The sequence below is a fragment of the Anaerolinea thermolimosa genome (assembly GCF_001050195.2).
Lineage (GTDB): Bacteria > Chloroflexota > Anaerolineae > Anaerolineales > Anaerolineaceae > Anaerolinea > Anaerolinea thermolimosa.
In genome coordinates, this window is the sequence record NZ_DF967970.1 from 50,189 (window position 1) to 73,214 (window position 23,026).

Here is a 23,026-nt window from a genome sequence, read left to right on the forward strand (position 1 = left end):
TTTGACGATGAGCTGGCTGGCAGATCTACTGAATAAACCATATTCTTCTCATCATAAAGTCGAGGTAGAGAAGTTACTCGACGAACTGGTTTCCATTGGCCTGCGTGACGACTATCTTTCGGAGCGGCCCGGCTCTGGGTTTAATATGCAATGCCGGAATATCCGCGCGAGGCAGATTGGCACACGCCTGAATGAAATTGGTGGGCTGGCCATGATGGAATACGCACAGCGCTACGTGCGGCGCAAGGCCGGAAAGCTGGGGCGCACCCTGGCGGAGCACCTTGAATATGCCTGGGTGGAAATCGGGGACTGGATGAAGTAGAGACGCCGCGAGATGAACCTGGAAGTTCTTGGTCGGTGGTTGTTGTTTCTGGGGGCCGGGATTGCGCTGATGGGAGGGTTGCTCTGGTTGATGGGGCGGTTTCTCCCACAGGGGGGAGATTTCCCCGGGACCATACGCATTCAGGGAAGCGGTTTTACCTGTGTGATTCCTCTCCTGGCTTCCCTTTTGCTCAGTGTGTTGCTTACCATTCTCCTGAACGTGATCGCCCGCTGGATGAAATAGCTCACGGGACGCCTCTTTCCTCTTTCAAAGAAGTATACCGCCAGGGGGGAAACCCCTGGCGTGTCTGTTTTTAGACTGCGGGAATCTGCAGGCTAAAATTAAGAAATTTTAGAGTTGAGGGGAGAATCAGCGGATCAGCGTTCTTCCTCGGGATCGAGCCGGTAGCCCACCCCGCGAATGGTTTTAATCAGCCTGGGGTGGCGGTAATCGTGCTCGAGGGCGCGGCGGAGCCAGCTGATATGTACGTCAAGCGTGCGGGTGTCTTCAGTGTAGGCCGTATCCCAGGCCTGGCGAAAGAGGGTTTCGCGCTCGATGACCTCTCCGGGGTGTTCCATGAGGATGCGCAGGAGGGTAACGAGGCGGGGGGTGAGGCTGGTCTGGCGAGAGCCCACACGCACCCAGCGCTGTACGGGGTCGAGTTGAATAACGCCGACGCGGATGATGTCTTTGGTCTCGGTGGGGAGAAGCGATCGAATGCGGTTGATGAGTTTCTGGAGTGTGAAGGGTAAAACCAGCATCACTTCAGCCAGAGATTCGTTCTGGTAAAGGCTGACCTGTTCGGGAGAAAGAATGAGAGCGATGGGAATGTTGGGAGCGTGAGCACGCATGGACTGGCAGATGCGTTTCCCGCTGGTGCGCATGGAGGCGGCATCGATGACCACCAGGTGGGGCTGGTAAGAATCAAGACGCCCCAGAGCAGCACTGCCATTGGGAACGCTTTCGACCTGATATCCTTTTCGCATCAGACCGGCGACAAAAGACGGGCGGTCTGCACGCTTGCCTTCAACGACTAAAATTCTTGCTTTCATGACCTCACCGCAGTTCGCTGCCCTGGGAAGGGCTATCCGGCCATCCCTCGCCCCCACGTTGGTTGGCTCTTGAGGACTGCTCGAAACAGGGAATGTGGAGGTGGGGAAATTATACCTTAAAAAAACCTGAGGCGCTTCAAGATTTAACATTGCAATTCATCGGCGAGAGATCCCTGAAAAACAGCTGCTCTGATTGGTTGCATCTCGTCTTGCTGCGTGTTAGAATAGTTGAACCTCGGATTGGTAAGAGTGTGTTTAAAAAATGAGTACAATCCGAGGGGAGGTTGGCTATGTCGCGAATGGTGGAGATGGTCATCGACAGTGTGCGCGTCAGCCTGACCAATCAGCAGCGCATTGTCGTGCTGCGTGAGGTCAATGCCGAACGCTATCTGACGATCTGGATTGGGCCATTTGAAGCGGAATCGATCACCATTGCGCTGCAGGAAGTGGAACTGGCCCGCCCGCAAACCCATGATCTGCTTAAAAATGTGCTGACGGCGCTCAACGGGCGGTTGCTTCGGGTAGAAGTGGTGGCCCTGCGTGAGGAAGTGTTCTACGGCAACCTGGTTGTGGAAGTGAATGGACAGGTGATCAATATTGACTCACGTCCTTCGGATGCGCTGGCGCTGGCCGTGCGCGCAAGGGTGCCCATTCTGGTGGCGCGGGAAGTGCTGGATGAAGCCGGGGTAACACCGGAGGATGATCTTCGTTCGCAGCGGCCTGCGAGCGGCCCACTGGCGCCCACACCACGTCCAGCTCAACCGGTAGAACCGGAAGTGGAAAGCGCCTCTGAGGAACGCCTTTCGGTGTTCGAGGATTTTCTGGCGAATCTCGACCTGGATCATATTGATGACACCGAAGAGGACGAAGACGACGAAGATAAACCTGAAAAGTGAGGTCGCCGGGTAGTTTGGACGGGCCGAAACCAGCCAGATGAGATATACTGGCCATCTTTTTCATCCACGCAACCTTGACAAACTTCCCGAGCCGGCTATAATAGGAACGCATTCCTCGTTAGCTCAATCGGCAGAGCGGGCGGCTGTTAACCGCTAGGTTCGAGGTTCGAGTCCTCGACGAGGAGCCTTTTTATTTAACCTCCCCCAAAAGGTTCTGCGGCCCCCATTGAGGGGATGGTATTCGAGTCCTCGACGAGGAGCCTTTTTATTTAACCTCCCCAAAAAGGTTCTGCGGTCCCCATTGAGGGGATGCTATTCGAGTCCTCGACGAGGAGCCTTTTTATTTAACCTCCCCAAAAAGGTTCTGCGGCCCCCATTGAGGGGATGGTATTCAAGCCCTCGACGAGAGGACTTTTTATTTCAGCCTGCTTCAGAAGCCATTTGATTGAAGTTGTGACGTCCTTGGCACTGGCGGGAGTGCTCCCCGGCGGGGACATGAAGGGGCTGGTAGCCATGGCACTTTTTGATCCGCGCCTGTATCTGCTGGCGTGGCTGGGGGCAGGGGCGGTGTATCTGGTCTGGCGGATCGTGCACGGTGAACGGAGAATGCCGGGGTCTGTGGGGTTTGTGGTGGGGGCGGTGGGGTGGTGGCTAGCGCGCCTGGCGTTGTTCTAACCAGCGTTGAAGCGAGGTCGCGCATTCGCCGGATGGAACGCCCAATAGAAGATGCCCGATGCTCACGTCTTCACCCAGGTCTGGCCAGTGGATGCCTTCTCCGTTACCGATTAAAAGCCGCGATTACTTTTAAGGGGAAAGTACTGGTTTCAACCAAATCTTTACTACACAAGTTTCTTGCTTAACGGTCTGCGGTTCAACCGCACGCGGAGCGAACGAATCGAGCGGAGCATGTCGGCTGCAACCGCCAGTTAGGCGGGCGCTCACTTATGCTTTGCTTTCTTCTCGAGATTCTGCCTCTGCAAGATGGTCGCCGTGGTAGCAACTCTTGAGCAAGTCAAGATCACTCTTTTCGAAGTCAAAATAGGCAATTCTCCAACCAGTTCCCGCCACAAAAGGACCGTTGACAAAAACTCCTTTTTCTTTCAATTCTTCAACTCGTCTTGGAAGATCCTTCATGGCAAAACCAACATGGTGCAAGCCTGGTCCATGCTCCTCTAGAAATTGTGTAAGTGCTGGATGGTTGATTGGGCGTAGTATCTCGATGATGGTAGGTCCACAACGGAATGCAGCCATTTCGACACTGGTTTCGCCTTCAATCATGCGGCGGTCACTCAATTCAAGTTCAAAGATGTCACGGAAGATACGCAAAGCGTCATCCATATCACTGACGACATATGCCACGTGGTGAATGTAATCAAACATACTCTCCTCTTGCACAACTTGAGTCAGTAGCCCGACTAACAGCTTGCGTTACCGGCTGGTGGGTGGGACGAGGTAACGCCATCTTACCGGAACCAACTTCAAGCCACAGAAACTGCCTGAAAACGCGTAGACTCCCACCAGTCTGGTGCACGCTGTGTTAGCCCACTTCTTTCAAATGCGGGCGAAAGGATTTCGGCAACTCGAAACGCTTTTTCCAGCAAATAAACCCTAATATAAGCGCTGACAGCATCAGCCCGATCCCGAAATCATCAATGATGAATTTGGAAAGGGGTGTATCAGTAGACATGTGTATGAACACTCCTTGCATAAACAGATTATGGGCGCCGTGCCATAATACCGCAGGCCAAAGACTACCTGATTTGAGTCGCAACCATGCGGTAAAAAAACTCAAGCCAAGAACAGAAATTGTCAAGCTCGTTAAATCAAACCAACGTGGTGCTTGGCTATGATAATCGGCAAAGATTATGGCTGGGTAATGCCAAACGGACCAAACAGCCCAGGTCAATAACGCAGTTTTCGTAAATGTCGTCACCCTGGACAATTCTGGAACCAGGAATCCACGCCAACCGATTTCTTCACCTAATGCTGCAAGGCAAGCCGCAACCAATCCAACAGGCAGGAACAGAATATATGCCAAGGTAGGCGCGCGAAATCCAGCCAAGCTCGTTGCCCAGGCAAAACTGTAAATGATGCCAGTATAGACTAGAGGGATAATCAGCCCCCAAATGAGATATTTCTTTTCGCCCAAACCCCAGCCCAAATTGCGAATACTTCCACGGGATAACCATAGCGTTAGGATTGCACCGATAGCTGGACTCCACATCCATAAGGCTCCAACATCACGCGCTGATCCTGTAAGGTACATGGCAGTATAGAAGATTGAGCTAATTGCGAATGTCAAAAGGATAAAGACGATGACTTTGCGCCAGGGCGATTCGATTCTAACCAAGATTCCTCCTGGTTTCTGAAAGTGGGCTAAAGGTTTATGTTACTTGCGGGTGGGCGGGCAAGAGCCCTTTGCAAACCAGGACCACTGCCAGCGACACGCCCCGTACCCGCAGGGCGAAGCCCTGTCCGCTGCACGCTGTGTTAGCCCGCTCTTGGCTATTGAGATTTACTCCATTTATCTACCAGTATTTTAACTGTCTCTAGGATGGTTGATGCTTTATATACAATTCCCAAATCAATCATTTGTTGGGTTCTGACAATTGGGACTTGGAAAACAGGGGAAGATATAAATGCAATCTGTCCTTGCTCTTCTCTAATCGCAACGCTAGAAATTATGCCTAAAAATAAAACTCGATTTCCGACTTCAAATACACCTTTATGTGAATAACCGCCAGTATTGACAATAAGCACAGGGCTTCCACTTAAGCCTGGGAATACGGATGCGTCTATTAGAAATAACGGTTTTCCTTCATAGTCAAGCTGGAGGTGAGTTGCTGTCGTACCTCTCCTTACAACTGGCATTAGATTTTTTGAGTCAAAAATCCCGTTTGGATAACCAATAAATACTACTTCCTCGATTGCGTCTAAATCATTCATTTGCTCGGGGGTAGGGATGAGATTGTGAGTTATTGACTTGTAAAAAACCGTTTTGCCCTTTTTTTGAATTTGTTGTAAGACAGGGACAAGTGGCATAACTGCAACGTCAATTTCTGGGTCGGGATGTCCGAACCACTGTTGTTCAAATTTGTTCATCTGAATATCGAATCGTTGACCAATTTGAGGCGATTGTCCATCACTCAGGGTAAAAAAGAAACGTCCATCTATTGCGCCCCGAATAACGTGTTTGTTCGTCACTAAAAATAGATATTGCTTTTCTTCTTGTTGGTAATTGAAAATAAAGGCTGTCCCCGTGCCTGTTCCATCAGGGTTTGTAGTCTCGATTCTTACTGTCGTAAATAACAACTGCTCTGCAATAGTATTGACTTGCATAGATCCTCACATAGACTATCTTTTTACGGGCTGGCCAACTAATAATTATACGGATTCCTGATACACAGCATTCTTACCGTATAACTGACCGAAAAAAGCATGCTCTCTCGCAAAATTTGATATACGCAAACACTTTGCGCAAGCAACACAACTGCTTGACTGGAAAGGTAACAGTATGATTATGATGACAAGCGTGGAAAATACGTTGACACCAATAATCAAATTGCATTCCCCAAATATTGTCATTTTTGATTATAGAACAACAAAATTTGCCGTACAAGTCGTATTGAGACTGGAGACTGTAACAAAATTGGCGGGCGAATTTTCAAAAAAAGGAATGAAGAGAGAAGACGGGGTAGAAGAGGGGATTATAGGAGGGCTCATGCCCAGAACTGACAGGCAATCGTGCTTCCGCGGAGCAACCCGGCGGTAGTTTTGTGTCCCTTGGTCCACTGGGCTTCCATCTTGAGTCTGCCGATTATTCGTTTCGTGCATCTATTAGTCTAAAAGATATTTTTTGTGTTGTTTCAAACATTCCTTGTCATGCTTCAGTCTGTTCTGCCTGCAAACCCTTCAAGGGATTCTTTACCCAGCGCCGTACATGAAACGGACAGCCCTGATGCCCTCTCTCCAGTTTGTGGCAACGTGCTTGTATATTTCCGGATCGTTGTCCACGATGGCGTCCATATCGTGCATCTCTTTCAGCTGTTCAAGGAGCAAGTTATGACCTGGCACTTCGGGGAGTAAACCTGTTGTAAAGGATCAGGTCTTTGTAAGGGAAAGGATATTCCCCGGTTTCAATGCGATGCACCACATCATAAGGGCTCCAAACCATCAGGTATTCTTTGGTTTTGTATTCATCGGGCAAGACGGGACCAAGGCGGATGGATTGCTTTCCATCCCAGTAATACCAGATGGTGGCTTCCCCAGTTTGTTCATTCTCAAAGGTTGAAATAAAACCTGGGTACTCAAAAGAGGTTATTTTCTTGAAGCCGATAACAGTCCATAAACCAGATTTTATTGCCGCAGATAAACCAGTAATGATAGGCGGGAACATTAAACCAGAAGAGAGAATTTCTTCTAAACCAGGTCTTTGTGGTGAAATGATCTTGAAAACTTGAATGATGGGGCCCATTTTATCTCGACAGAGGTACTGCCCATACGCAAAGCGTTGCCCGGAAAGAGGAATCTCGAAAATCGAGCCGACCTTAACCATGGAACTCCTAAGGATTATTTGAAAAAACCAACGGTATTCAAAATATCTTTACCTCTTTGTATTGCGGCATTGTAAATAGGGTTTGTAGAGGAAATGCTGTTGATTTTGTTATACAAGTTTTGAAGTCCATAATGTTCTATGAGCACCTGTTCTACAGCCCTGGCATCAAATCGACTTAGATACTCAAGTCCCTGGATTGGGCGAATAATCCACCCTCTCTCACTTAGATGTTGAGTAGCTCGACGCATAAAATCATTGGTTATTCCGACATAACGGGTAGTACCATTTTCCACTAATCTATATACCACATTAACGCCAGTTCGCACTTCATTGGTTGGGTCTCCATCTGCGGAGAGGGTGGTGGTGAGGGTGGTTGCTGTACCCAGATGGACAAGCAGGGGGTAAACGCCAGCGGCTCCTGCCCCCAAGCCGGCTCCGAGCAGCGTGCCTACCACAGCATAGAGCGCCACCTGCCCGGCGTCAATGTTGAACGAGAGAGCATCCCAGAAGCACAACCCCTGGTTGAGGTTGCGGATGACCTGAACGCCATACCCATAGGCCACCCCACCCAGCAAACCGCCGAAACCGTCTAACAGCAGGAAGGGGTTTTCCCCGCTGGGGTCGGTAAAGCGGAGGGGGCAAGGAAAGCTCGTGTTGTTAAGGTGCAGCAAAAATGGGAAAAATTACTAATCTGGATACCTTAGGAGCAAATCTATGTCGGCTATGTTGGGGAAGATTTTCGGCATTAAGATTTCCTCTTGGATAACTGGTTATAATCCCAAAAGTTTTGTTCTGCTTTGATGATCATCTCTCCAAGAATAGAATTTAATGGCCAAGAGTCTATAATTATCTTTCCCATCATCCTCCTTGTGCTCAGGCTCTGACGATTTTCCTGAATGCATTTGAGCATATCCAATAACTGTTCGCGAAAGAATTCCAATTGCTTTCTTGACATAGGCCCAGATTCAGGAACTGAAACGGATGCAACATGATCATCAAGGGCATCAACTGCTTGTTGAATGGTTGTAACCACCTGCTCTTTTTTCATGGCATCAAATCCTCCAAGCTCAACACGAATTTTTGAATTTGACCCCCTGGTAAGAACTGTCCTTGAGGAGCGGCTCGACCTTCAATGATTGTTGTGCCAGGGCGGATTTGCCATTGTCTGAAGCGAGTCATTTGATTCCATTCGCGCTTAATAGCCAAACTTTGTTGAGAGGCAGGAAATGTCTCGAAGAGAAAGCGGCCTTTTTCAAAAGCATTGATGTTGTCATAGTACCTGATTCCATATTCAGCAAAAGTAGATACCCTAACTCTAATGGTGGGGATCTCAAACGACTCGATAATTTGCTTTCTTAGCGAATGTGGAACTCCCATTTTTTGAAGGTAAGCGGAAGCAGAACGAACACCGTCATATAAGGAATTAATGTCTCTTGTCAGTCTTGCCACATCGCCGGCATCATCGGCGTGGGCGGCAAAGTGGACGACCATGCCCCCGGCGGGCAGGAAAGGCACTGCCAGGCTGAGGGCATCCAGCCCCAGGGCAGCCCAATCTTGCCAGCCAACGGTACAGCCGCGCCTGGTCTTGTTGAGAATGGTTATATATCGATTCCCAGGGTGATGCCATCCCACACGGCATCCACAAACTCCCCGCTGGGGTCGGTGAAGCGGAGGGGGTTGTTGAGGGCGTAGGGGTAAGGGTTGAGGGTGGCGGGCTGGGATAGGATGCCGGGGAAGGGATCACGGGTGAGGAAGCGCCCCCACTGCGGTGCATAGTAGCGCGCTCTGAGATAAATCAGGTCAGTGGGGTCGTGCCACTCGCCGGTAAAGATAGGTTTTTAAGGTGCAATGATTAGCAAAGAATTACTTCGTTTTGGACTCTGTTTGATTTATGAGCTCGGTTAATATATTTTCAATGGTCTGATATCCATAAACTCCATCTTAAGGCAATCCAGGTAATTCAACTGCATCACGATAAGTTCGCCTGATCATTTCCATTTTATTACTTTGTGTGTTGTATTCTATCAACCAACCTTTAGCAGGATAAACCGGATCTATGCTTCGAAACCCAGGCACACTCCATTCATGACGATTGAAAGAACGTGTTGTGGAAATCAAGGGCCATCTTCCTGTAATGATCCCTAAATCACCAAACCAGGCCATCAGTATTGCATCTGAAGGTTTTTTATGCCAGGTTTCATTCCCATCAGGAATATCTTCATAGCGTGGGCCAAAAAAGTAGCCCAAACCACCTTTTGTTTTATAACTTCCTCGAACGATAATACCTAAAGCGTAACCGCCATTATTCAGAGGTATGGCAAACCATTGTCCTTCGGAGTATTTAATGTGTTCTGTTTGCATCTTATTTGTCTTCATGATACTTCCCTGATATTACCTGCGTAATCAATCTTCTCCATATTGTCGAGCTGCATTCAGATATTCTTCAAGGCGTGGGTTGCGCAAACTTATCAGACGGACACGATTTAGAGGTGGGGTGAATGTTTCAGATTGAGGTCATGGATAGCATCTGCCGGGAAATATTGCAGAGAGAATGTTCGGGAATAAGAGACTCATTTGGAAATATAATGAAAGTCAGAATGACTCCCAGAGGATTTGAAAATATGTGATCGTTCCAGTATTGGTAAAACAATGGTGAAGGAACAGGAATGAGGGCTACCCCCTGGCGAATTACCAGGGTTACGCCATCAAGTCAGCCAGGTGCAAACCACGGGCCAGATGGTTTCCAGCTAAGGCGATCAGGCGGCTTATGCCAAGAGCAGATTGCTCTTGTTTGTAGCCGCGCATCGAGCGATAGCGCTCTTTGATCCACCAGCCGATGGCGCGCTCGCAATGGTTGTTGGTGCCGTCTATGATCTCATTTCCATCCTCATCTTTCCAATTCCGGTAGAAAGTCAGGCGCGGCCAGAGGTTCCAGCGATCCATAAACAGGTTGCGGATACGAAAGGCCACGTCATGTTTCTTGCCCTTGCCCGGCTTGCGAGCCTGGGCATAGCGCAAATAGATTCCTTCCAGGCATGCTTGATCCTCTGGACGCCGGGAATGGATCATGGCTTTGAGACAAGCCAGGTCCTCCAACGCTCGTTCAGGGGACACTTGAATGGCTTCCAGCGAATGATCCTGGCCTTCCCGGATGATGGCTGAGAGTTCTTCTACCAGGTCTTCTGTGTTTCTTCCAACGTGGCTCTTGCATACCTGTTGGGAACGTCCCGTCTCATCACTCACCTTCTTGAAGGCATCCGCGTCATCGCTCACCACCACCTCCGCATCCACCGCATTCAGAATGGGCTCAAGCCATGCCTTCAACTGTTCTGCGTCCTCCCCGGGTAATTCATCGATACTCAATACCATCCCATTGATTGCGTCGACGGCGATGCCTACCGTTACCCACCGCCCATGGCATCGCACGCTGGTCACATCTGCCCCAACTGCTTTGGCCCTGTACCCTTCCAACTGCTTCCCTTGTCTCATGCCCGGTACCCGCCTGGCTGCTTCCTGAACTGCCCGATAGACACTCGTTTTGCCTATCCCTATCCCAAGACTACCTAGCACGATTTCCACCGCCCCGTAGCTCAACCCTAACAGGTACATCATCACCGCCATGCCATTCACCCGCTTTGAGATTTGCTTGTGATCCACTCCCCTGGGGTATACCCTGAAAACATGCCCACAACTCATGCACTCATACCGCCAGGCAGTCACTTGTCGATGCTCCGTATCCACGATCTTTTTGCTCACTTCCTGCCGGGGGATAAACCTCACTCCCGGACATCCTTTCCGCGCGCAACACTTCGGATAGGCCACGGTGACGGTGGTGAACGTGGCGCCGACGGCGAGCTTTGGCGTTTCGGCCACGACGGTGGATGAAGGGGGCTCGGTAACGCTTTCGCTTACCTCGCCGTCTGACCCTTCGAGTGCCGACATGACGGCGGGGTTCACGTATGCCTTCGACTGGGGGCTCGGTAACGCTTTCGCTTACCTCGCCGTCTGACCCTTCGAGTGCCGACATGACGGCGGGGTTCACGTATGCCTTCGACTGTGGGACGGGGACGTTCGGGTCGTACAGCGGCTCGAACAGCACGAGCTGTGGGACGACGGACAACGGCACGTTCACGGTGCGTGGGAGGATTCGAGACAAGGATGGGGGGGTGAACACCTACTCGGCCACGGTGACGGTGGTGAACGTGGCGCCGACGGCGAGCTTTGGCGTTTCGGCCACGACGGTGGATGAAGGGGGCTCGGTAACGCTTTCGCTTACCTCGCCGTCTGACCCTTCGAGTGCCGACATGACGGCGGGGTTCACGTATGCCTTCGACTGTGGGACGGGGACGTTCGGGTCGTACAGCGGCTCGAACAGCACGAGCTGTGGGACGACGGACAACGGCACGTTCACGGTGCGTGGGAGGATTCGAGACAAGGATGGGGGGGTGAACACCTACTCGGCCACGGTGACGGTGGTGAACGTGGCGCCGACGGCGAGCTTTGGCGTTTCGGCCACGACGGTGGATGAAGGGGGTTCGGTGACGCTTTCGCTTACCTCGCCGTATGACCCTTCGAGTGCCGACATGACGGCGGGGTTCACGTATGCCTTCGACTGCGGGACGGGGACGTTCGGGTCGTACAGCGGCTCGAACAGCACGAGCTGTGGGACGACGGACAACGGCACGTTCACGGTGCGTGGGAGGATTCGGGACAAGGATGGGGGGGTGAACACCTACTCGGCCACGGTGACGGTGGTGAACGTGGCGCCGACGGCGAGCTTTGGCGTTTCGGCCACGACGGTGGATGAAGGGGGTTCAGTGACGCTATCGCTCACCTCGCCGTCTGACCCTTCGAGTGCCGACATGACGGCGGGGTTCACGTATGCCTTCGACTGCGGGACGGGGACGTTCGGCACGCCCGGTTCGGCAAGCAGTGTCTCCTGTACCATGGGGGATGCTGGCAACCTCACTGTTCGCGGAAAGATCATCGACAAAGACGGAGGAGAAACGAGTTATTCGAACAGCGTGACGGTGAACAATATTGCGCCGGAGATCACGGAAATCTCCAACAATGGCCCGGTCTTAACCTATCAGCCGGTTCAAATTGTGGTCACGGTTTCGAGCTATGCAGGTGATACGCTGAGCTACGAATTTGATTGTGACAACAATGGGGTTTACGAGGTGGGGCCTCAGAGCGGGAACACCGGGGTTTGCACCTTCAGCCAGAAGGGCACGTACACGGTGGGGGTGCGTGTGAGCGACGATGACGGCGCCTCAGACACCGGTACAACCGAGGTTGAGGTGAAGTCTTACCTGCTTTTCCTTCCGCTGGTGGTCAGGAACCCATGAAAGGGGCATAGCGATTGAATAACTTCTCTGATGCACCCCCTGTTTTACGGATTTTCATAGACTCTCAGCTTGGGCGGTCTCATGCCCCTGAGGTTCACTGGGCCTGGCGGTGGCTGTTGAGTACCTGCGGCTGGGCCTGGGAGGAGGTGCCCCCCGGCGCACCCTGCGACATTGCCTGGGTTTGCCGGGCCGAAGATGTTCCTTCAGCCAGGCTGGTCATTCTGGCGAACCCTTCTGCCTGGCTCAGGCCAGAGGTGCTCCACCTGAGAGGGGTGAGCCGGGAAAACGGTGTGGCCTTTCCGCGGTATGCAGGAGAAGACCCACAGGGGCCGTGGAAAGAGTTCGTTGACGGCCGGTTGATCTGCCGACGGGACGTGGTGTTTGATATCTTCTGGCTGGCCACCGGGCAGGAAGAACGTTTTTTCCCCAGAGATCGCCACGGGTTTCATCACCTGGAGGAGGCGGCGTTCTTTCGGGAAGGCGTGTTGCTGATGGCTCTGGCCAGCCAGATCGCTGTGTGGCTGGAGGAAACCCTGATCGGTCTTGGTTTTCGGCCGCCGGTTCCCCGCTGGCCTGAAGGCCGGAAGGCCGCCGTGGTGGCCGGGCACGATGTGGATTACCCCGAGGTCAACCGCCTGCTGGAGCCGGCCCGTAAACTGGCCCGCTGGGGTGCTCAAGGGATGAAGCCAGCCTTTGAAGTTTTTTCGGGTCAGCATCATCACTGGCATTTTGAGGACTGGGTGTCTATGGAGAAAAACCTGGGCCTGCGTTCGGCATTCTACTTTGTGCCGCACAAAGGCTCACTGCTCCAGTATGCGGCGGGCCTGCCTGACCCTTTTTATGACATCTCGGCGGGCAAGTTCCGCCAGCTCTTTCGCTTTTTGCGGCAGGCGGGGGTGGAGATCGGCCTGCACGCCAGTTACCGGGCCTATCAGAGCCTGGAGCACTTCAGACAGGAAAAGCAGTATCTCGAAGAGGTAAGCGGAGGGCCGGTTTATGGCAACCGGCACCATTACTGGCATCTTGATCCCCAGATGCCCGAAGAAACCCTCTGGATGCACGAGCAAATCGGGCTGGTGTACGATTCCTCTCTGATCTTTGATCACTTCCTGGGCTGGCGGCGCGGACTTTTGCATCCCTTTTTCCCGTTCCACCCGCGTCTGCGGCGTGAACTGGCCACTTTACAACTGCCGCCAGCCTGGATGGATGATCAGCTCTTCCAGTTTCACGCGTATAATCAGGTGCGGCCCACCCGCCTTGACACTTTGAAATTGCTCGCCGAGCAAGTGGCCCGGCAGGGTGGCTGCCTGACCGTAGACGTGCACGACTATGTCTATGACGACCACTTATTCCCCGGCTGGCGGCAGACGTACCAGGATTTGTTGTATTACCTTCGGGAACGGGGGGATTACTGGTTTGCCACTCCGCTGGAGATTGCCCGGCACTGGGCGGGGCGTTATCGGCAGATTTTACAGATCAGCCAGGGGCTGAAGGAAGGCCTGACAGGATGAATTCTTCTCCGCTTCAGGTGGAAAAACAAAATCTTGAAGCCACCATGGAACCCGGTGTGAATACCCTGACTCTGGAACGCTTCCGGCAGGCGGCAACCCTCACAGCCTCGGCACAGCGGGTTTTGCCCATTGACGCGCTGCGCGGCGTGGCGATGATCGCCATGGCCCTCGACCATATTGCCTCGTTCCTGCGCGTGGGACTGCAGGCCGAGACGTACGGCGGTCAGCCAGCCATTCTGGAAAGCTGGCCTCACTGGGTGGCCGGGTTGTTTACCAACATTGCCGCGCCTGTCTTCTGGCTTTTGAGCGGGGTGAGTGTGATGCTGCTGGAAACCAGCCGCAAGAAAAAAGGTGAAACAGACTGGCAGATCAGCCGTTTTTTGCTGATCCGTGCGGTGTTGATCCTGATCCTGGATTTAACAATCTGCCAGGTTTTCTGGAATGGGAAGGGCCCATACACGCATGTCTTGCTCAGCATCGGCCTCAGCCTGATCGGTTTAAGTCTCCTTCGCCTTTTGCCGGTGGGTGTGGTGGGGGGAGTTTCACTGTTGATGCTTGTGGGTTACCAGTTGGCCCTGCCTTTTCTCGCCGCTCAATACAGCCAGACGGATCATTTCTGGCTGGCGCTGGTTTTCTCTTACAGCACCAGAACCTGGCCGGCGGTGGAGTTTTCACTGCTGGGCTGGGGCAGCCTGATGGGCCTGGGGTATGCTCTGGCCAAAAGTATCCTTAACCCGGGGGCGGCGAAGGGACGCACTTTGCTGTGGGGAGGGGCCGGGTTGTGGGGGCTCTGGCTGATTTTGCGGTTGATGGGCCATTTTGGCGACCTGACCCCCTATTCGAGCGCTCAACCCTGGTATTTCTTTCTGATCATGAGTAAAACCCCGCCCAGCCTGACCTATCTCGCGTTCAACCTGGGGCTGGCGGCGATGATCTTTGCGTTCTTTTCAGCCCGCCCGGCCTGGCTGGAGAAGCCGCCACTGAAGTGGCTGGTGCTGTTCGGGCAGGTTTCGCTGTTTTTCTTTGTTGTGCACATCGTCGTGTACAGCCTTCTCAGCAAAGCGGCCCTGGCGGCGGCTCTTCCGCTGCCGGGGATAGTGCAGGTGTTTCTCTTCTGGGGGCTGGGGCTGGCGCTCATGCTCCCGATTGCTTCGGCCTATCGCTCCCTGCGGAAGCGCTACCGTATTCTTCGATATCTCTAAACAGGGGGAGATCCCCCGGGCAGGTTTTAGACAATGTGGAACATGCTGCGATTAGGCCTGGTTTTCATGGCTCCGCCTTTCATGAAAAAGTGGCTGTTGCGCTGGCTTTATGGGGCAAAAATTGGGCGCAGGGTGGAGATTGGCTGGTTTTCTGCGGTCAGCGGGAAACACATTGAGCTGGGTGACCATGCCGCAATCCGCCCGCTGACGCTGATTCACGTGCTCGGAGATGTGCGTCTTGGGCCGTATACAGAGGTGAGCAGTTTCAGCCTGGTGTATGGCTCAGCGTCACTGCGCGCTGGCAGAGGATGCTACATTGGCCCGCAGTCTTTGATCAATGTGGATGAAGATGTGGAAATTGGCGATGAATCAGCACTGGGGCCACGCAGTATGATCTTCACCCATGCCTCTTTCTTCCCCTACACCGAAGGGTACTGGGTGAGGCGGGCAGGGGTACACCTTGGGCGGCGGGTGTGGTGCGCGGCGGGAGTTTTTATCCACCCGGGAGTGGAAATCGGCGATCATTCATTCGTCAACTCTCGTTCTGTGGTTTCCACGTCCATTCCAGAGGGGTCGGTGGTTGAAGGGAACCCGGCACGGGTAACCTATCCGCTGGAGCGCACCCTGCGAAAGCCCACGCCAGGATACGTTGACCAGGCGTTACGGCGGGTGCTGAGTGATTTTGTTGAGGTGGGCCTTCACCGAGAAATGGGCCTTCCCCTCCAGGCTATCGAACAGGGGAAAGACGAACTTCGCTTTCGCTGGCGGGGTATTCCTTACCGGGTTGTGCTGATCTCTGCCGCCGGGGAGCCTGCACCGCTGGCTCTGGCGGAAGGCGGAGAGAAGCGCATTTATCTGGTCAACCGACCTGGCTGGGTTCCCCCGGATGAGGGAATGAGTTTCGACCTTTCAACCATGCGGACGAAATACCTGTCCGACCGGGTGCATACGGCATTGCGCCTCTTTATGCTGCGGTATTACGGCATGCGTTTTACCGAAGAGGAGTGAGCGCAATGCAGCCGATGAGGAAGGAGCCTTGCTTTTGAGGATGACTCGCTGGTTTTCCAGGGGGGTGATTCTGGCGGTCGGGGTGCTGTGGATGGCCGCCTGCACGGGGGGCATCCCTTCTCAGGCGCCTCCACAGCCAGGCGCAACTGCGGAAACTGTCGGCGGGATGGAATCTCCCACGGCCTCTTTAGAGCCCACGCTCACGGCGACGTCTGGCGTCTCTGCCGGGCCTTCTCTTACCCCCGAGGTGACTGCCGATGCCCGGCCTGCGCTCACCCCGGAAGCGTTGAGCGGCACTCCGTCCTGCTCGCCTCCCGAAAGGGCGGAAGAGGATGCCTTGCAGGGATGGCCCCAGCTTGGACATGATCCCCGGCGTACTTCATTTTATCCTGCCGAAGTGACCTGGCCCTGGAAGGTGCGCTGGATCTGGAATGGGCCCGCCGACAGCGGAGATGGCGAACCGGCGCCAGATCATCTCAGCCTCCCACAGGGGGTACAGCCGGTGAGCGGTGATGGCAGGCTTTATGTGGGGCACACCGACGGACGGGTGAGGGCCATTTCTGAAGAAACGGGGCAAACCGTGTGGACTTCGGAGAGCCTGGGAGGGGCGATCGTCAACGCCGGGGCTTACAGCGCCAGCACGGGGTGTGTGTATTTTGGGGCACAGAACGGGAAGTTCACCCTGCTGGATGCCCGTACGGGGGAACTCAAGCGGATGGTTGATTTGCATGGGGCGATAGATATGGCCCCCTTGCTGGCAGGTGACAGCGTGTTTGTGGGTTCGCAGAGCGGGGTGATGTATGCTCTCGACTCATCCACGCTGGCACAGCGCTGGGCTTACGATGCCGGGGCAGCACTGATCGCTTCGCCAGCTTTCTCTGAGAATCACGGGGGGATGGTGCTCGTCCTGGCGGAGGACCGCACGGTGCATGCCCTCAGTGCGGACACTGGAAAACGGCTGTGGCGGGTAACCGTCAACGCCGATGTAGACCCGATCCGTAAGACGGTCTTTGCCGATACGTTTCCCGTGGTGTCGGATCGAAATGACGTGGTGATCGTGCGTTCTTATCTGAACTGGGAGAAAATCTGGCAGCCTGATGGCGGGGCGCCTTCAACCGTAGAGGGAATCCGTGAATTCCTCACGCAGAACCCGGAATACCAGTCCCTTTTTGTGCTCAACCTGGCAGATGGCACGCCGCGGTTTGTGGCACCGGTGATGCTCGGAGCCATCGGCAACGGGGGTGATCTGGAATCGACCCCGCCGCAGGTGGTGCTCAGGCCGCTGGCGGATGGAACAGAAGTGGCCATCCTGCTCTGGCGGAATCGACAGTCTTGCCCGCCTTCTTACTGCGACAGTCGCTCCGATACTACCCTGGGCGAGATGGATTTAACCACGGGAGTCATCCGGTTCGTGCAGGATCATAAAGATCAGGGGAACATGCGTCTGCCGACCGATGAACAAAGCCCGCTGGCCATGGCGGGAGATATGATCTTCTACGCCCACTGGCAGTTGCTGGGAGCCTTGAAGGTGATCGACCGGTCTGCGGGGTTGGGAGAAAGTTACGCTAACCCCATCATCACCCGCGAGTTAACCCCGGTGTTGAACACTCTGGCGCCGGGGGTGTGTGCCGGGCGCTCGGCTCATTTTTGCCCGGGGGGAATGAGTTCGCCGGGAGAGGGGTTTGCAGTTGACCCGGGTTTTTATATTTATGTTTCGGAGAAGAGAATTTACGATCAATACTGGACGACCCCGGTGCGGAGTGTGGTGATCAGCGGGGGAAATATCTACTGGAAAAGTGTGGATGGGGCGGTAATAGCGCTCACCCCGGCCGGACCCTGATTTTTTCATCCCGGAAATCTTAAAAAAAGCGAGGTTTGTTCTGCTTTTATTGACAACATTACTCATTTAATGTTACAAAGTGACCATCATTAAAGAATAGTTAATTGAAAATCGAGCTGGGGGATAACCATGGCCGGATTTGAGCTGTATACGACCAAAGGAGAAAGGATGCTCGAGGAAAAGTTCCTTTCATCTGTGGAGGTTGGGGTTCGGGGGGTGCGTTTGGTAGAACTGCCACGGATTGAAGACCCGCGGGGGAATCTTTCGGTAGTGGAATTCGAAAAAGACCTTCCGTTCGTCCCGGCGCGTTGTTTCTGGATTTATGATGTGCCCGGGCAAAACGTTCGTGGGGAACATTCTCATCGCAGGCTGGAACAATTTCTGGTGTGTGTGAAGGGAGCCTGCGTGATCACGGTAGATGATGGCCGAAACCGTGCCGATGTGGTGCTGGACCGTCCGAATCGGGGATTATACCTTCCCCCGCTGATCTGGGATACGATGCATCGGTTTACCGATGATGCAGTGTTGATGGTGCTTGCCTCTGAAAGATACGATCCTGCGGAATACATTCGCGATTACAGGGAATTTCTCCGGCTGGTCACTGAATATGAGAGTACCTTTCCTTGATTTGAAAGCAACCTATGTGGAGCTCAAGGATGAACTGGATGCCGCTTACCGTCGGGTGATGGATTCGGGCTGGTACATTTTGAGTGAGGAACTTGCAGCGTTTGAGGCAGAGTTTGCGGCTTATTTAGGGGTGAAGCATTGTATAGGGGTGGGCAACGGGCTGGAAGCGCTCCATTTGATCTTACGGGGGTATGGCATTGGGGCTGGCGATGAGGTGATTGTCCCGGCCAACACGTACATTGCCACCTGGCTGGCGGTCTCTTATGCCGGGGCAACCCCGGTGCCTGTAGAACCAGACCCGCTTAACCGCAATCTGGATCCTGGCAAAATCGAAGCGGCCATTTCGCCCAGGACGCGCGCCATTCTGCCGGTGCATTTATACGGGATGCCCGCGGATATGGACCCTATCCGGGAGATTGCCTCCCGGTATCACTTAAAGGTGATTGAAGACGCGGCTCAGGCGCATGGCGCGCTGTATAAGGGGCGCAAAACGGGCGCTCTTGGAGATGCTGCCGGATGGAGTTTCTACCCGGGGAAGAACCTGGGTGCGTTTGGAGACGGTGGAGCGGTTACCACCAACGAGGATGAGCTGGCGGATCGCGTGCGCACCCTGCGCAATTATGGCTCACGGGTGAAATACTTCAATGAGGTTAAGGGGTTCAATTCGCGGCTCGATCCGCTTCAGGCGGCTTTTTTGCGGGTAAAGTTGAAATACCTGGATGCGTGGAATGCCCGCAGGGCTTCTCGGGTCAGCGAGTACCTTGAACGGTTGAAAGAGATCCCGGATCTGGAGCTCCCATACGTCCCTGTATGGGCGGTTCCCTGCTGGCATCTGTTTGTCATTCGTCATCCCAGGCGTGATGCTCTGCAGGCGCATCTCCGGGAACATCAGGTGGATACTCTTATCCATTATCCCATTCCACCGCATCGCTCAGGGGCCTATCAGGATGCACCGTTCACGCGGGGCAGTTTCCCGATCAGTGAAGCGCTGGCAGATACCGTGTTGAGCCTTCCCATAGGCCCTCATTTGAGCAAGCCTGAGCAGGAACAGGTAATTGACGCGCTTCTTTGTTTTGTGCGGCCAAAGGGGGATCATGCACACTGATCATGTTGTTGCGGTCATAGACTGGGAAGGGGGTTCCCGGGGGTGGATGAAAGAACACATTGAGGAGCACGGGTGCCGCTGTGTTTTCTTTCACCCGGGAGATCCTGTTCCGGAACAGGCGAGGATGATCTTCTCCCTGGGATTTTTCCATGACTTTCATCAGCTTCTCGAATCGCTTGAGGCGCTTCCACCCCGAAAACGGCCCCTCTTCATTCACTGGAATACAGAGGGTATCCCCGACTTGCGCTTTCCGCTCTGGGTGATGAAGTGGGGAGGAATGGTGCGATCTATGATCGGGAAAGCGGCCAAGCGGTACCGATCAGGGGTGCTCAGACTGTTCGATCGCCGTTTCCATCGCTTCCGCTATATTGGTGATTATTTACACGCCTATCAGAAAGGGCTGTTGAAACACCTGTTTGATTGCTCAACGATTTATGTCGAAAAAGAAAAGCGCCTGGGGTTGCCTGCGGCGTATGTGCCCTGGGGCACCTGCCGAAGTGATTATGATGATTTGAAAGTAGAACGGGATATTGATGTGTTCTGGATGGGAAAACCCCGGAACAGGAGACGAAACGAGCTGGTACAGACCATTCGCACCCGGCTGGAGCGGTACGGGAAGAAGATGGTGGTGGTGGATGGGGTGGAACACCCGTATGTGTTCGGCAGGCAGAGAATCGAGTATCTCAATCGCTCAAAAGTAACTCTCAATTTAAAACCTTACTGGGATGATTACAATTTCATCTGGAAGTTCCATCTGGCGGCAGGGAATCGCTCGCTGGTGATCTCGGAACCTTTTTTGCCACATAATCCTGAGTATGTAGCCGGTCAGAACTACGTTTGTGCAGAGGTGGATCAGCTTGTGGAAACCATCTGTTATTACTGTGAGCACGAAGAAGAGCGCCGGGCGATTGCTGAAAATGCCTATCAGCTGGTGACCACAAGCATGACCATGAGCCGAAGCGTTGAGAAAATTTTTACCCTGTCTGAATTATTTTGATTTTTTTCCTCATTCGAATCGCGAGACAACCAATGAACATACTTTGCCTGGTGGATTTCAAACCGGGGTTGGGGGACCACTGGTTATGGAACGACCTGCCCGAATGCAACGATCGGGTTGACTTTATCGTGGCGCAGCCCGCGCTGAACTGGCTCCCGGGCCCGGGGAAGGTGCTTGGTTACTATCCGGCTTTTGTCTGGCTGGGAGTGCGGGCATGGGCATGGATGCGGAATCACCCCTGTGACAGAATTCTGGCCTGGGAAGGAAAAAATGGGCTGGCGCTGGCCTGTTTACGCGGCCTTTTTCACCGGCAGGTGCCCAAAATGGTTGTTGTAGGGTACAGCCATCGTGGCCTGGCCACGGTTGTCCCGGGATTAATCCGCTTTGCCATGCGCTTTGTTGACCGGATGGTTGTCTTCACACACCGGGAGGCAGAATATCTGCCTGGTACGTTGAAAATGAACCCGGAGCGAGTGGTATTTTGCCCTCTGGGTGCCTATGATATTCAGCAGGTCAAAAGCTCTTCGGAGCGTTTCCCTAATGAGTATATTTATTCGGGCGGCCGTTCATACCGCGATTATCCCACGCTGGTTCAGGCCATGGATGGGATAGAATGTTCGCTTATAATCAATGCTTCGTTAAAAGATACTGTGGGGCTACCTGCACGGCAAAATGTCCATCGGCTGGGAATGGTGCCTCTGGATGAGTACTGGAACCTTATCAAGGGGTCGCTTTTTACGGTTATTCCGCTGAAAGACGTCCCTTTTGCTGCCGGACTTATCGCTATTCTGAATGCAATGGCCGCCGGGAAGGCGATCATTGTTACCCGTCTTCCGGGTTCAGAGGATTACATTGAAGATGGCCAGACCGGTTTGCTGGTCAGCCCGGGGAATGTCTCTGAGCTTCATGAGGCCATCGCCTTTTTGCTGAACAACCCCGAAGAAAGAGCCCGGCTGGGGCGTAATGCCCGCAGGCAGTATGAGCGTTTTTATACGATGGAAGCCTTCTCGGCGCGGATTCACAGCCTTCTGGAAAATCTTTAGCAGGCCGCGATAAATCCTGGAAGGAACTTTTTAATGTACCAACGGCCCTCTGTTTACCTTCGCCTGGATTCGCTTTTCCTGGCTCTGATTTTGTTCGTCAGCTATGCCTACTTTTTTCCGCGCTGGGCTGACCCCAACCAGAATTCCCGTCTTGACATGGTGGTGGCGGTTGTGGAAGATGGCACCTTTGCCATTGATCCTTATGTGGCCAACACTGTGGATTATGCACGGGTAGGCGAACATTATTACAGTGACAAGCCCCCCGGCACGGCCTTTCTGGGCATTCCGGTATATGCAGCCCTGAAGTCTGTGCTCGATACGCCGATCGTTAATCGCCTGGTCGAAAGACTGGCCGCGAGTGAGGCGTTTCAGGCAACCTTGCGTGAGGGTGGCTCGGGCGTTTACGCCGCAAAAGTGCGTTTTGCTCTTGCTCAGGTGGTACTTACCCTGTGCATTTCAACGCTGGCGGCAGTAACTCTGGGAGTCTTACTCTACCGGGTTCTGCTCTCGATGAAGATTAAACGGGGGTTCAGTCTGGGGGCTGTACTTGGGGTAGGGCTGCTTTCTCCGATGTTTGCCTACGGCAATGCCTTCTACGGGCATGTTTTAAGCGCCGCTTTGCTCCTGGGTGCCTTCTTTCTCATTCGGGGTGAGCACCCCGAACGATTACGGAATCTGCTCGGGACTGGCTTTCTGCTCGGTTATGCGGTGATCACCGAGTACCCGGTCATCCTCATTGCGGGCGTTCTGGCAGTGTATCTTGGCTGGCGGCTTGTTCAGAGGCGGGTATGGCCGCGGCTGATCTGGGCGGCTTTGCCGGCCCTGCTGATCGGCGGGGGGTTGATGGCCTATAACCAGGCAGTTTTTGGGGGGCCTTTCAGGCTCGGTTATGGTTACTCTGAGTTATGGGAAACCCAGCACCAGACTGGTTTTATGAGTCTGACGATGCCTCACCCTGAGGCTCTCTGGGGAATCACCTTCAGTCCGTTTCGCGGGCTGTTCTTTTTCTCGCCACTCCTTCTGCTCAGTCTGCCAGGCTTTGTCTCCTGGTGGCGGAGCAGGCAGTATCGGGCTGAATGGTGGGTGAGCCTGGCGAGTGTGGGGCTGATGTTTCTGTTCAATGCCTCTTCGATCATGTGGTGGGGAGGTTTTGCCGTCGGACCGCGGTACATTTTGCCTGCAGTTCCTTTCCTGGGGCTGGGGCTGGGGTTTGGGCTGGCGGCTGGCTGGCGGCATAGATGGTTTCGGGGTGTGGTCATGGTGCTGGGGCTGGGATCGCTGGCGGCAACCTGGGGGTTAACTCTGGCGGGGCAGGCTTTTCCATCGGATACGCTTCACAATCCTTTGCTGGAATATGCCTGGCCCAACTGGCAGGCAGGGAACATTGCCCGTAATGTGGGCACGGTGCTTGGATGGCAGGGGGCGGCCAGTCTGTTACCGTGGATGGGCCTTCTGGTGGTGCTGGGGGGAATCTGGTGGTGGCAATCTCGAAAGGTTGCTCCTGAATCTTCAGAATAAAC

Annotated in this window: 25 protein-coding genes and 1 tRNA gene; 15 read left to right on the plus strand and 11 right to left on the minus strand. The window is 53.7% G+C overall.

Annotated elements, in window-relative coordinates; genetic code table 11:
* Window positions 1-7: 7 nt before the first annotated feature.
* Complete coding sequence (locus ATHL_RS18330; RefSeq protein ID WP_162787813.1) at window positions 8-322, plus strand: hypothetical protein; 315 nt, start codon at window positions 8-10, stop codon at window positions 320-322.
* A gap of 12 nt (window positions 323-334) precedes the next feature.
* Window positions 335-565: a DUF2905 family protein gene (locus ATHL_RS18335; protein WP_062196623.1), complete on the plus strand. Its 231-nt coding sequence runs from the start codon at window positions 335-337 to the stop codon at window positions 563-565.
* 134 nt (window positions 566-699) lie between these two features.
* Here the strand turns inward: ATHL_RS18335 and ATHL_RS18340 are convergent, their stop codons facing one another.
* Window positions 700-1,374: a response regulator transcription factor gene (locus ATHL_RS18340; RefSeq protein WP_162787814.1), complete on the minus strand. Its 675-nt coding sequence runs from the start codon at window positions 1,372-1,374 to the stop codon at window positions 700-702.
* A 290-nt stretch (window positions 1,375-1,664) separates the two neighbouring features.
* Between ATHL_RS18340 and ATHL_RS18345 the strand changes: the two genes are divergently transcribed.
* The 3 genes from ATHL_RS18345 (at window position 1,665) to ATHL_RS18355 (ending at window position 2,945) form a co-directional block, all read left to right on the plus strand.
* Window positions 1,665-2,270, plus strand: coding sequence for a bifunctional nuclease family protein (locus ATHL_RS18345; protein WP_062196627.1), 606 nt, complete (start codon window positions 1,665-1,667; stop codon window positions 2,268-2,270).
* 112 nt (window positions 2,271-2,382) lie between these two features.
* Window positions 2,383-2,455: transfer RNA gene (locus ATHL_RS18350), tRNA-Asn, on the plus strand.
* Between the two features lie 268 nt (window positions 2,456-2,723).
* Window positions 2,724-2,945: a hypothetical protein gene (locus ATHL_RS18355; protein WP_162787815.1), complete on the plus strand. Its 222-nt coding sequence runs from the start codon at window positions 2,724-2,726 to the stop codon at window positions 2,943-2,945.
* Between the two features lie 267 nt (window positions 2,946-3,212).
* Here the strand turns inward: ATHL_RS18355 and ATHL_RS18360 are convergent, their stop codons facing one another.
* The 10 genes from ATHL_RS18360 to ATHL_RS18410 form a co-directional block, all read right to left on the minus strand.
* Window positions 3,213-3,650, minus strand: a complete 438-nt coding sequence (locus ATHL_RS18360; RefSeq protein ID WP_062196630.1) for a VOC family protein — start codon at window positions 3,648-3,650, stop codon at window positions 3,213-3,215.
* Window positions 3,651-3,807: 157 nt separating this feature from the next.
* On the minus strand, window positions 3,808-4,620 hold the full coding sequence (locus ATHL_RS18365; protein ID WP_062196631.1) for a CPBP family intramembrane glutamic endopeptidase: 813 nt from the start codon (window positions 4,618-4,620) through the stop codon (window positions 3,808-3,810).
* Between the two features lie 155 nt (window positions 4,621-4,775).
* Window positions 4,776-5,609 (minus strand): trypsin-like peptidase domain-containing protein, encoded by an 834-nt coding sequence (locus ATHL_RS18370; protein WP_062196633.1) that lies wholly within the window; start codon window positions 5,607-5,609, stop codon window positions 4,776-4,778.
* A 721-nt stretch (window positions 5,610-6,330) separates the two neighbouring features.
* Complete coding sequence (locus ATHL_RS18380) at window positions 6,331-6,825, minus strand: Imm26 family immunity protein (RefSeq protein ID WP_062196637.1); 495 nt, start codon at window positions 6,823-6,825, stop codon at window positions 6,331-6,333.
* A gap of 14 nt (window positions 6,826-6,839) precedes the next feature.
* Window positions 6,840-7,496: a GIY-YIG nuclease family protein gene (locus tag ATHL_RS18385; RefSeq protein WP_062196639.1), complete on the minus strand. Its 657-nt coding sequence runs from the start codon at window positions 7,494-7,496 to the stop codon at window positions 6,840-6,842.
* 74 nt (window positions 7,497-7,570) lie between these two features.
* Window positions 7,571-7,873, minus strand: a complete 303-nt coding sequence (locus ATHL_RS18390; RefSeq protein ID WP_062196641.1) for a hypothetical protein — start codon at window positions 7,871-7,873, stop codon at window positions 7,571-7,573.
* The gene (locus ATHL_RS18395; RefSeq protein WP_062196642.1) at window positions 7,870-8,457 is read right to left on the minus strand and encodes a hypothetical protein; all 588 of its coding nucleotides are present in this window, start codon (window positions 8,455-8,457) and stop codon (window positions 7,870-7,872) included. The genes ATHL_RS18390 and ATHL_RS18395 overlap by 4 nt, the downstream gene beginning before the upstream one ends.
* Window positions 8,424-8,657 carry an RHS repeat-associated core domain-containing protein gene (locus ATHL_RS19790; RefSeq protein ID WP_084001742.1) on the minus strand — a complete coding sequence of 78 codons (234 nt, stop codon included), beginning with the start codon at window positions 8,655-8,657 and terminating at the stop codon, window positions 8,424-8,426. Before ATHL_RS19790 ends, ATHL_RS18395 begins: the two co-directional genes overlap by 34 nt.
* A 109-nt stretch (window positions 8,658-8,766) precedes the next feature.
* On the minus strand, window positions 8,767-9,201 hold the full coding sequence (locus ATHL_RS18405) for an immunity 26/phosphotriesterase HocA family protein (RefSeq protein ID WP_062196644.1): 435 nt from the start codon (window positions 9,199-9,201) through the stop codon (window positions 8,767-8,769).
* 321 nt (window positions 9,202-9,522) lie between these two features.
* Window positions 9,523-10,782: a hypothetical protein gene (locus tag ATHL_RS18410; protein ID WP_114679545.1), complete on the minus strand. Its 1,260-nt coding sequence runs from the start codon at window positions 10,780-10,782 to the stop codon at window positions 9,523-9,525.
* 2 nt (window positions 10,783-10,784) lie between these two features.
* On the opposite strand from ATHL_RS18410, the gene ATHL_RS18415 reads away from it, so the two are divergent.
* From ATHL_RS18415 to ATHL_RS18460, 10 genes are all read left to right on the plus strand, one after another.
* Window positions 10,785-12,173 carry a PKD domain-containing protein gene (locus tag ATHL_RS18415; RefSeq protein ID WP_162787816.1) on the plus strand — a complete coding sequence of 463 codons (1,389 nt, stop codon included), beginning with the start codon at window positions 10,785-10,787 and terminating at the stop codon, window positions 12,171-12,173.
* A gap of 14 nt (window positions 12,174-12,187) precedes the next feature.
* Entirely contained in the window at window positions 12,188-13,684 is a 1,497-nt protein-coding gene (locus ATHL_RS18420) for a polysaccharide deacetylase family protein (protein ID WP_062196557.1), read from the plus strand.
* A complete protein-coding gene (locus tag ATHL_RS18425) occupies window positions 13,681-14,886 on the plus strand; it encodes an acyltransferase family protein (RefSeq protein WP_062196559.1) in 1,206 nt (401 codons plus the stop codon). Before ATHL_RS18420 ends, ATHL_RS18425 begins: the two co-directional genes overlap by 4 nt.
* 81 nt (window positions 14,887-14,967) lie before the next feature.
* Complete coding sequence (locus ATHL_RS18430) at window positions 14,968-15,894, plus strand: acyltransferase (RefSeq protein ID WP_236822422.1); 927 nt, start codon at window positions 14,968-14,970, stop codon at window positions 15,892-15,894.
* Window positions 15,895-15,934: 40 nt separating this feature from the next.
* Window positions 15,935-17,734 carry an outer membrane protein assembly factor BamB family protein gene (locus ATHL_RS18435; RefSeq protein WP_062196562.1) on the plus strand — a complete coding sequence of 600 codons (1,800 nt, stop codon included), beginning with the start codon at window positions 15,935-15,937 and terminating at the stop codon, window positions 17,732-17,734.
* Window positions 17,735-17,902: 168 nt separating this feature from the next.
* Window positions 17,903-18,361: a sugar 3,4-ketoisomerase gene (locus ATHL_RS18440; protein WP_162787811.1), complete on the plus strand. Its 459-nt coding sequence runs from the start codon at window positions 17,903-17,905 to the stop codon at window positions 18,359-18,361.
* Entirely contained in the window at window positions 18,342-19,466 is a 1,125-nt protein-coding gene (locus ATHL_RS18445) for a DegT/DnrJ/EryC1/StrS family aminotransferase (protein WP_062196565.1), read from the plus strand. The genes ATHL_RS18440 and ATHL_RS18445 overlap by 20 nt, the downstream gene beginning before the upstream one ends.
* Complete coding sequence (locus ATHL_RS18450; protein WP_062196567.1) at window positions 19,456-20,463, plus strand: glycosyltransferase family protein; 1,008 nt, start codon at window positions 19,456-19,458, stop codon at window positions 20,461-20,463. The genes ATHL_RS18445 and ATHL_RS18450 overlap by 11 nt, the downstream gene beginning before the upstream one ends.
* 32 nt (window positions 20,464-20,495) lie before the next feature.
* Entirely contained in the window at window positions 20,496-21,506 is a 1,011-nt protein-coding gene (locus tag ATHL_RS18455; RefSeq protein ID WP_062196568.1) for a glycosyltransferase family 4 protein, read from the plus strand.
* 33 nt (window positions 21,507-21,539) lie between these two features.
* Window positions 21,540-23,024 (plus strand): hypothetical protein, encoded by a 1,485-nt coding sequence (locus ATHL_RS18460; RefSeq protein ID WP_062196570.1) that lies wholly within the window; start codon window positions 21,540-21,542, stop codon window positions 23,022-23,024.
* Window positions 23,025-23,026: the final 2 nt, after the last annotated feature.

What these genes read in the sequence shown, in the direction of transcription:
- ATHL_RS18425 (WP_062196559.1), top strand. Translation starts at nt 13,681, where the DNA reads ATGAATTCTTCTCCGCTTCAGGTGGAAAAACAAAATCTTGAAGCCACC.
- ATHL_RS18370 (WP_062196633.1), bottom strand. Translation starts at nt 5,609, where the DNA reads ATGCAAGTCAATACTATTGCAGAGCAGTTGTTATTTACGACAGTAAGA.
- ATHL_RS18450 (WP_062196567.1), top strand. Translation starts at nt 19,456, where the DNA reads ATGCACACTGATCATGTTGTTGCGGTCATAGACTGGGAAGGGGGTTCC.
- ATHL_RS18330 (WP_162787813.1), top strand. Translation starts at nt 8, where the DNA reads ATGAGCTGGCTGGCAGATCTACTGAATAAACCATATTCTTCTCATCAT.
- ATHL_RS18415 (WP_162787816.1), top strand. Translation starts at nt 10,785, where the DNA reads ATGCCTTCGACTGGGGGCTCGGTAACGCTTTCGCTTACCTCGCCGTCT.
- ATHL_RS18440 (WP_162787811.1), top strand. Translation starts at nt 17,903, where the DNA reads ATGCTCGAGGAAAAGTTCCTTTCATCTGTGGAGGTTGGGGTTCGGGGG.
- ATHL_RS18340 (WP_162787814.1), bottom strand. Translation starts at nt 1,374, where the DNA reads ATGAAAGCAAGAATTTTAGTCGTTGAAGGCAAGCGTGCAGACCGCCCG.
- ATHL_RS18335 (WP_062196623.1), top strand. Translation starts at nt 335, where the DNA reads ATGAACCTGGAAGTTCTTGGTCGGTGGTTGTTGTTTCTGGGGGCCGGG.
- ATHL_RS18435 (WP_062196562.1), top strand. Translation starts at nt 15,935, where the DNA reads ATGACTCGCTGGTTTTCCAGGGGGGTGATTCTGGCGGTCGGGGTGCTG.
- ATHL_RS18455 (WP_062196568.1), top strand. Translation starts at nt 20,496, where the DNA reads ATGAACATACTTTGCCTGGTGGATTTCAAACCGGGGTTGGGGGACCAC.
- ATHL_RS18345 (WP_062196627.1), top strand. Translation starts at nt 1,665, where the DNA reads ATGTCGCGAATGGTGGAGATGGTCATCGACAGTGTGCGCGTCAGCCTG.
- ATHL_RS18460 (WP_062196570.1), top strand. Translation starts at nt 21,540, where the DNA reads ATGTACCAACGGCCCTCTGTTTACCTTCGCCTGGATTCGCTTTTCCTG.
- ATHL_RS18380 (WP_062196637.1), bottom strand. Translation starts at nt 6,825, where the DNA reads ATGGTTAAGGTCGGCTCGATTTTCGAGATTCCTCTTTCCGGGCAACGC.
- ATHL_RS18390 (WP_062196641.1), bottom strand. Translation starts at nt 7,873, where the DNA reads ATGAAAAAAGAGCAGGTGGTTACAACCATTCAACAAGCAGTTGATGCC.
- ATHL_RS18445 (WP_062196565.1), top strand. Translation starts at nt 18,342, where the DNA reads ATGAGAGTACCTTTCCTTGATTTGAAAGCAACCTATGTGGAGCTCAAG.
- ATHL_RS18360 (WP_062196630.1), bottom strand. Translation starts at nt 3,650, where the DNA reads ATGTTTGATTACATTCACCACGTGGCATATGTCGTCAGTGATATGGAT.
- ATHL_RS18405 (WP_062196644.1), bottom strand. Translation starts at nt 9,201, where the DNA reads ATGAAGACAAATAAGATGCAAACAGAACACATTAAATACTCCGAAGGA.
- ATHL_RS18430 (WP_236822422.1), top strand. Translation starts at nt 14,968, where the DNA reads ATGAAAAAGTGGCTGTTGCGCTGGCTTTATGGGGCAAAAATTGGGCGC.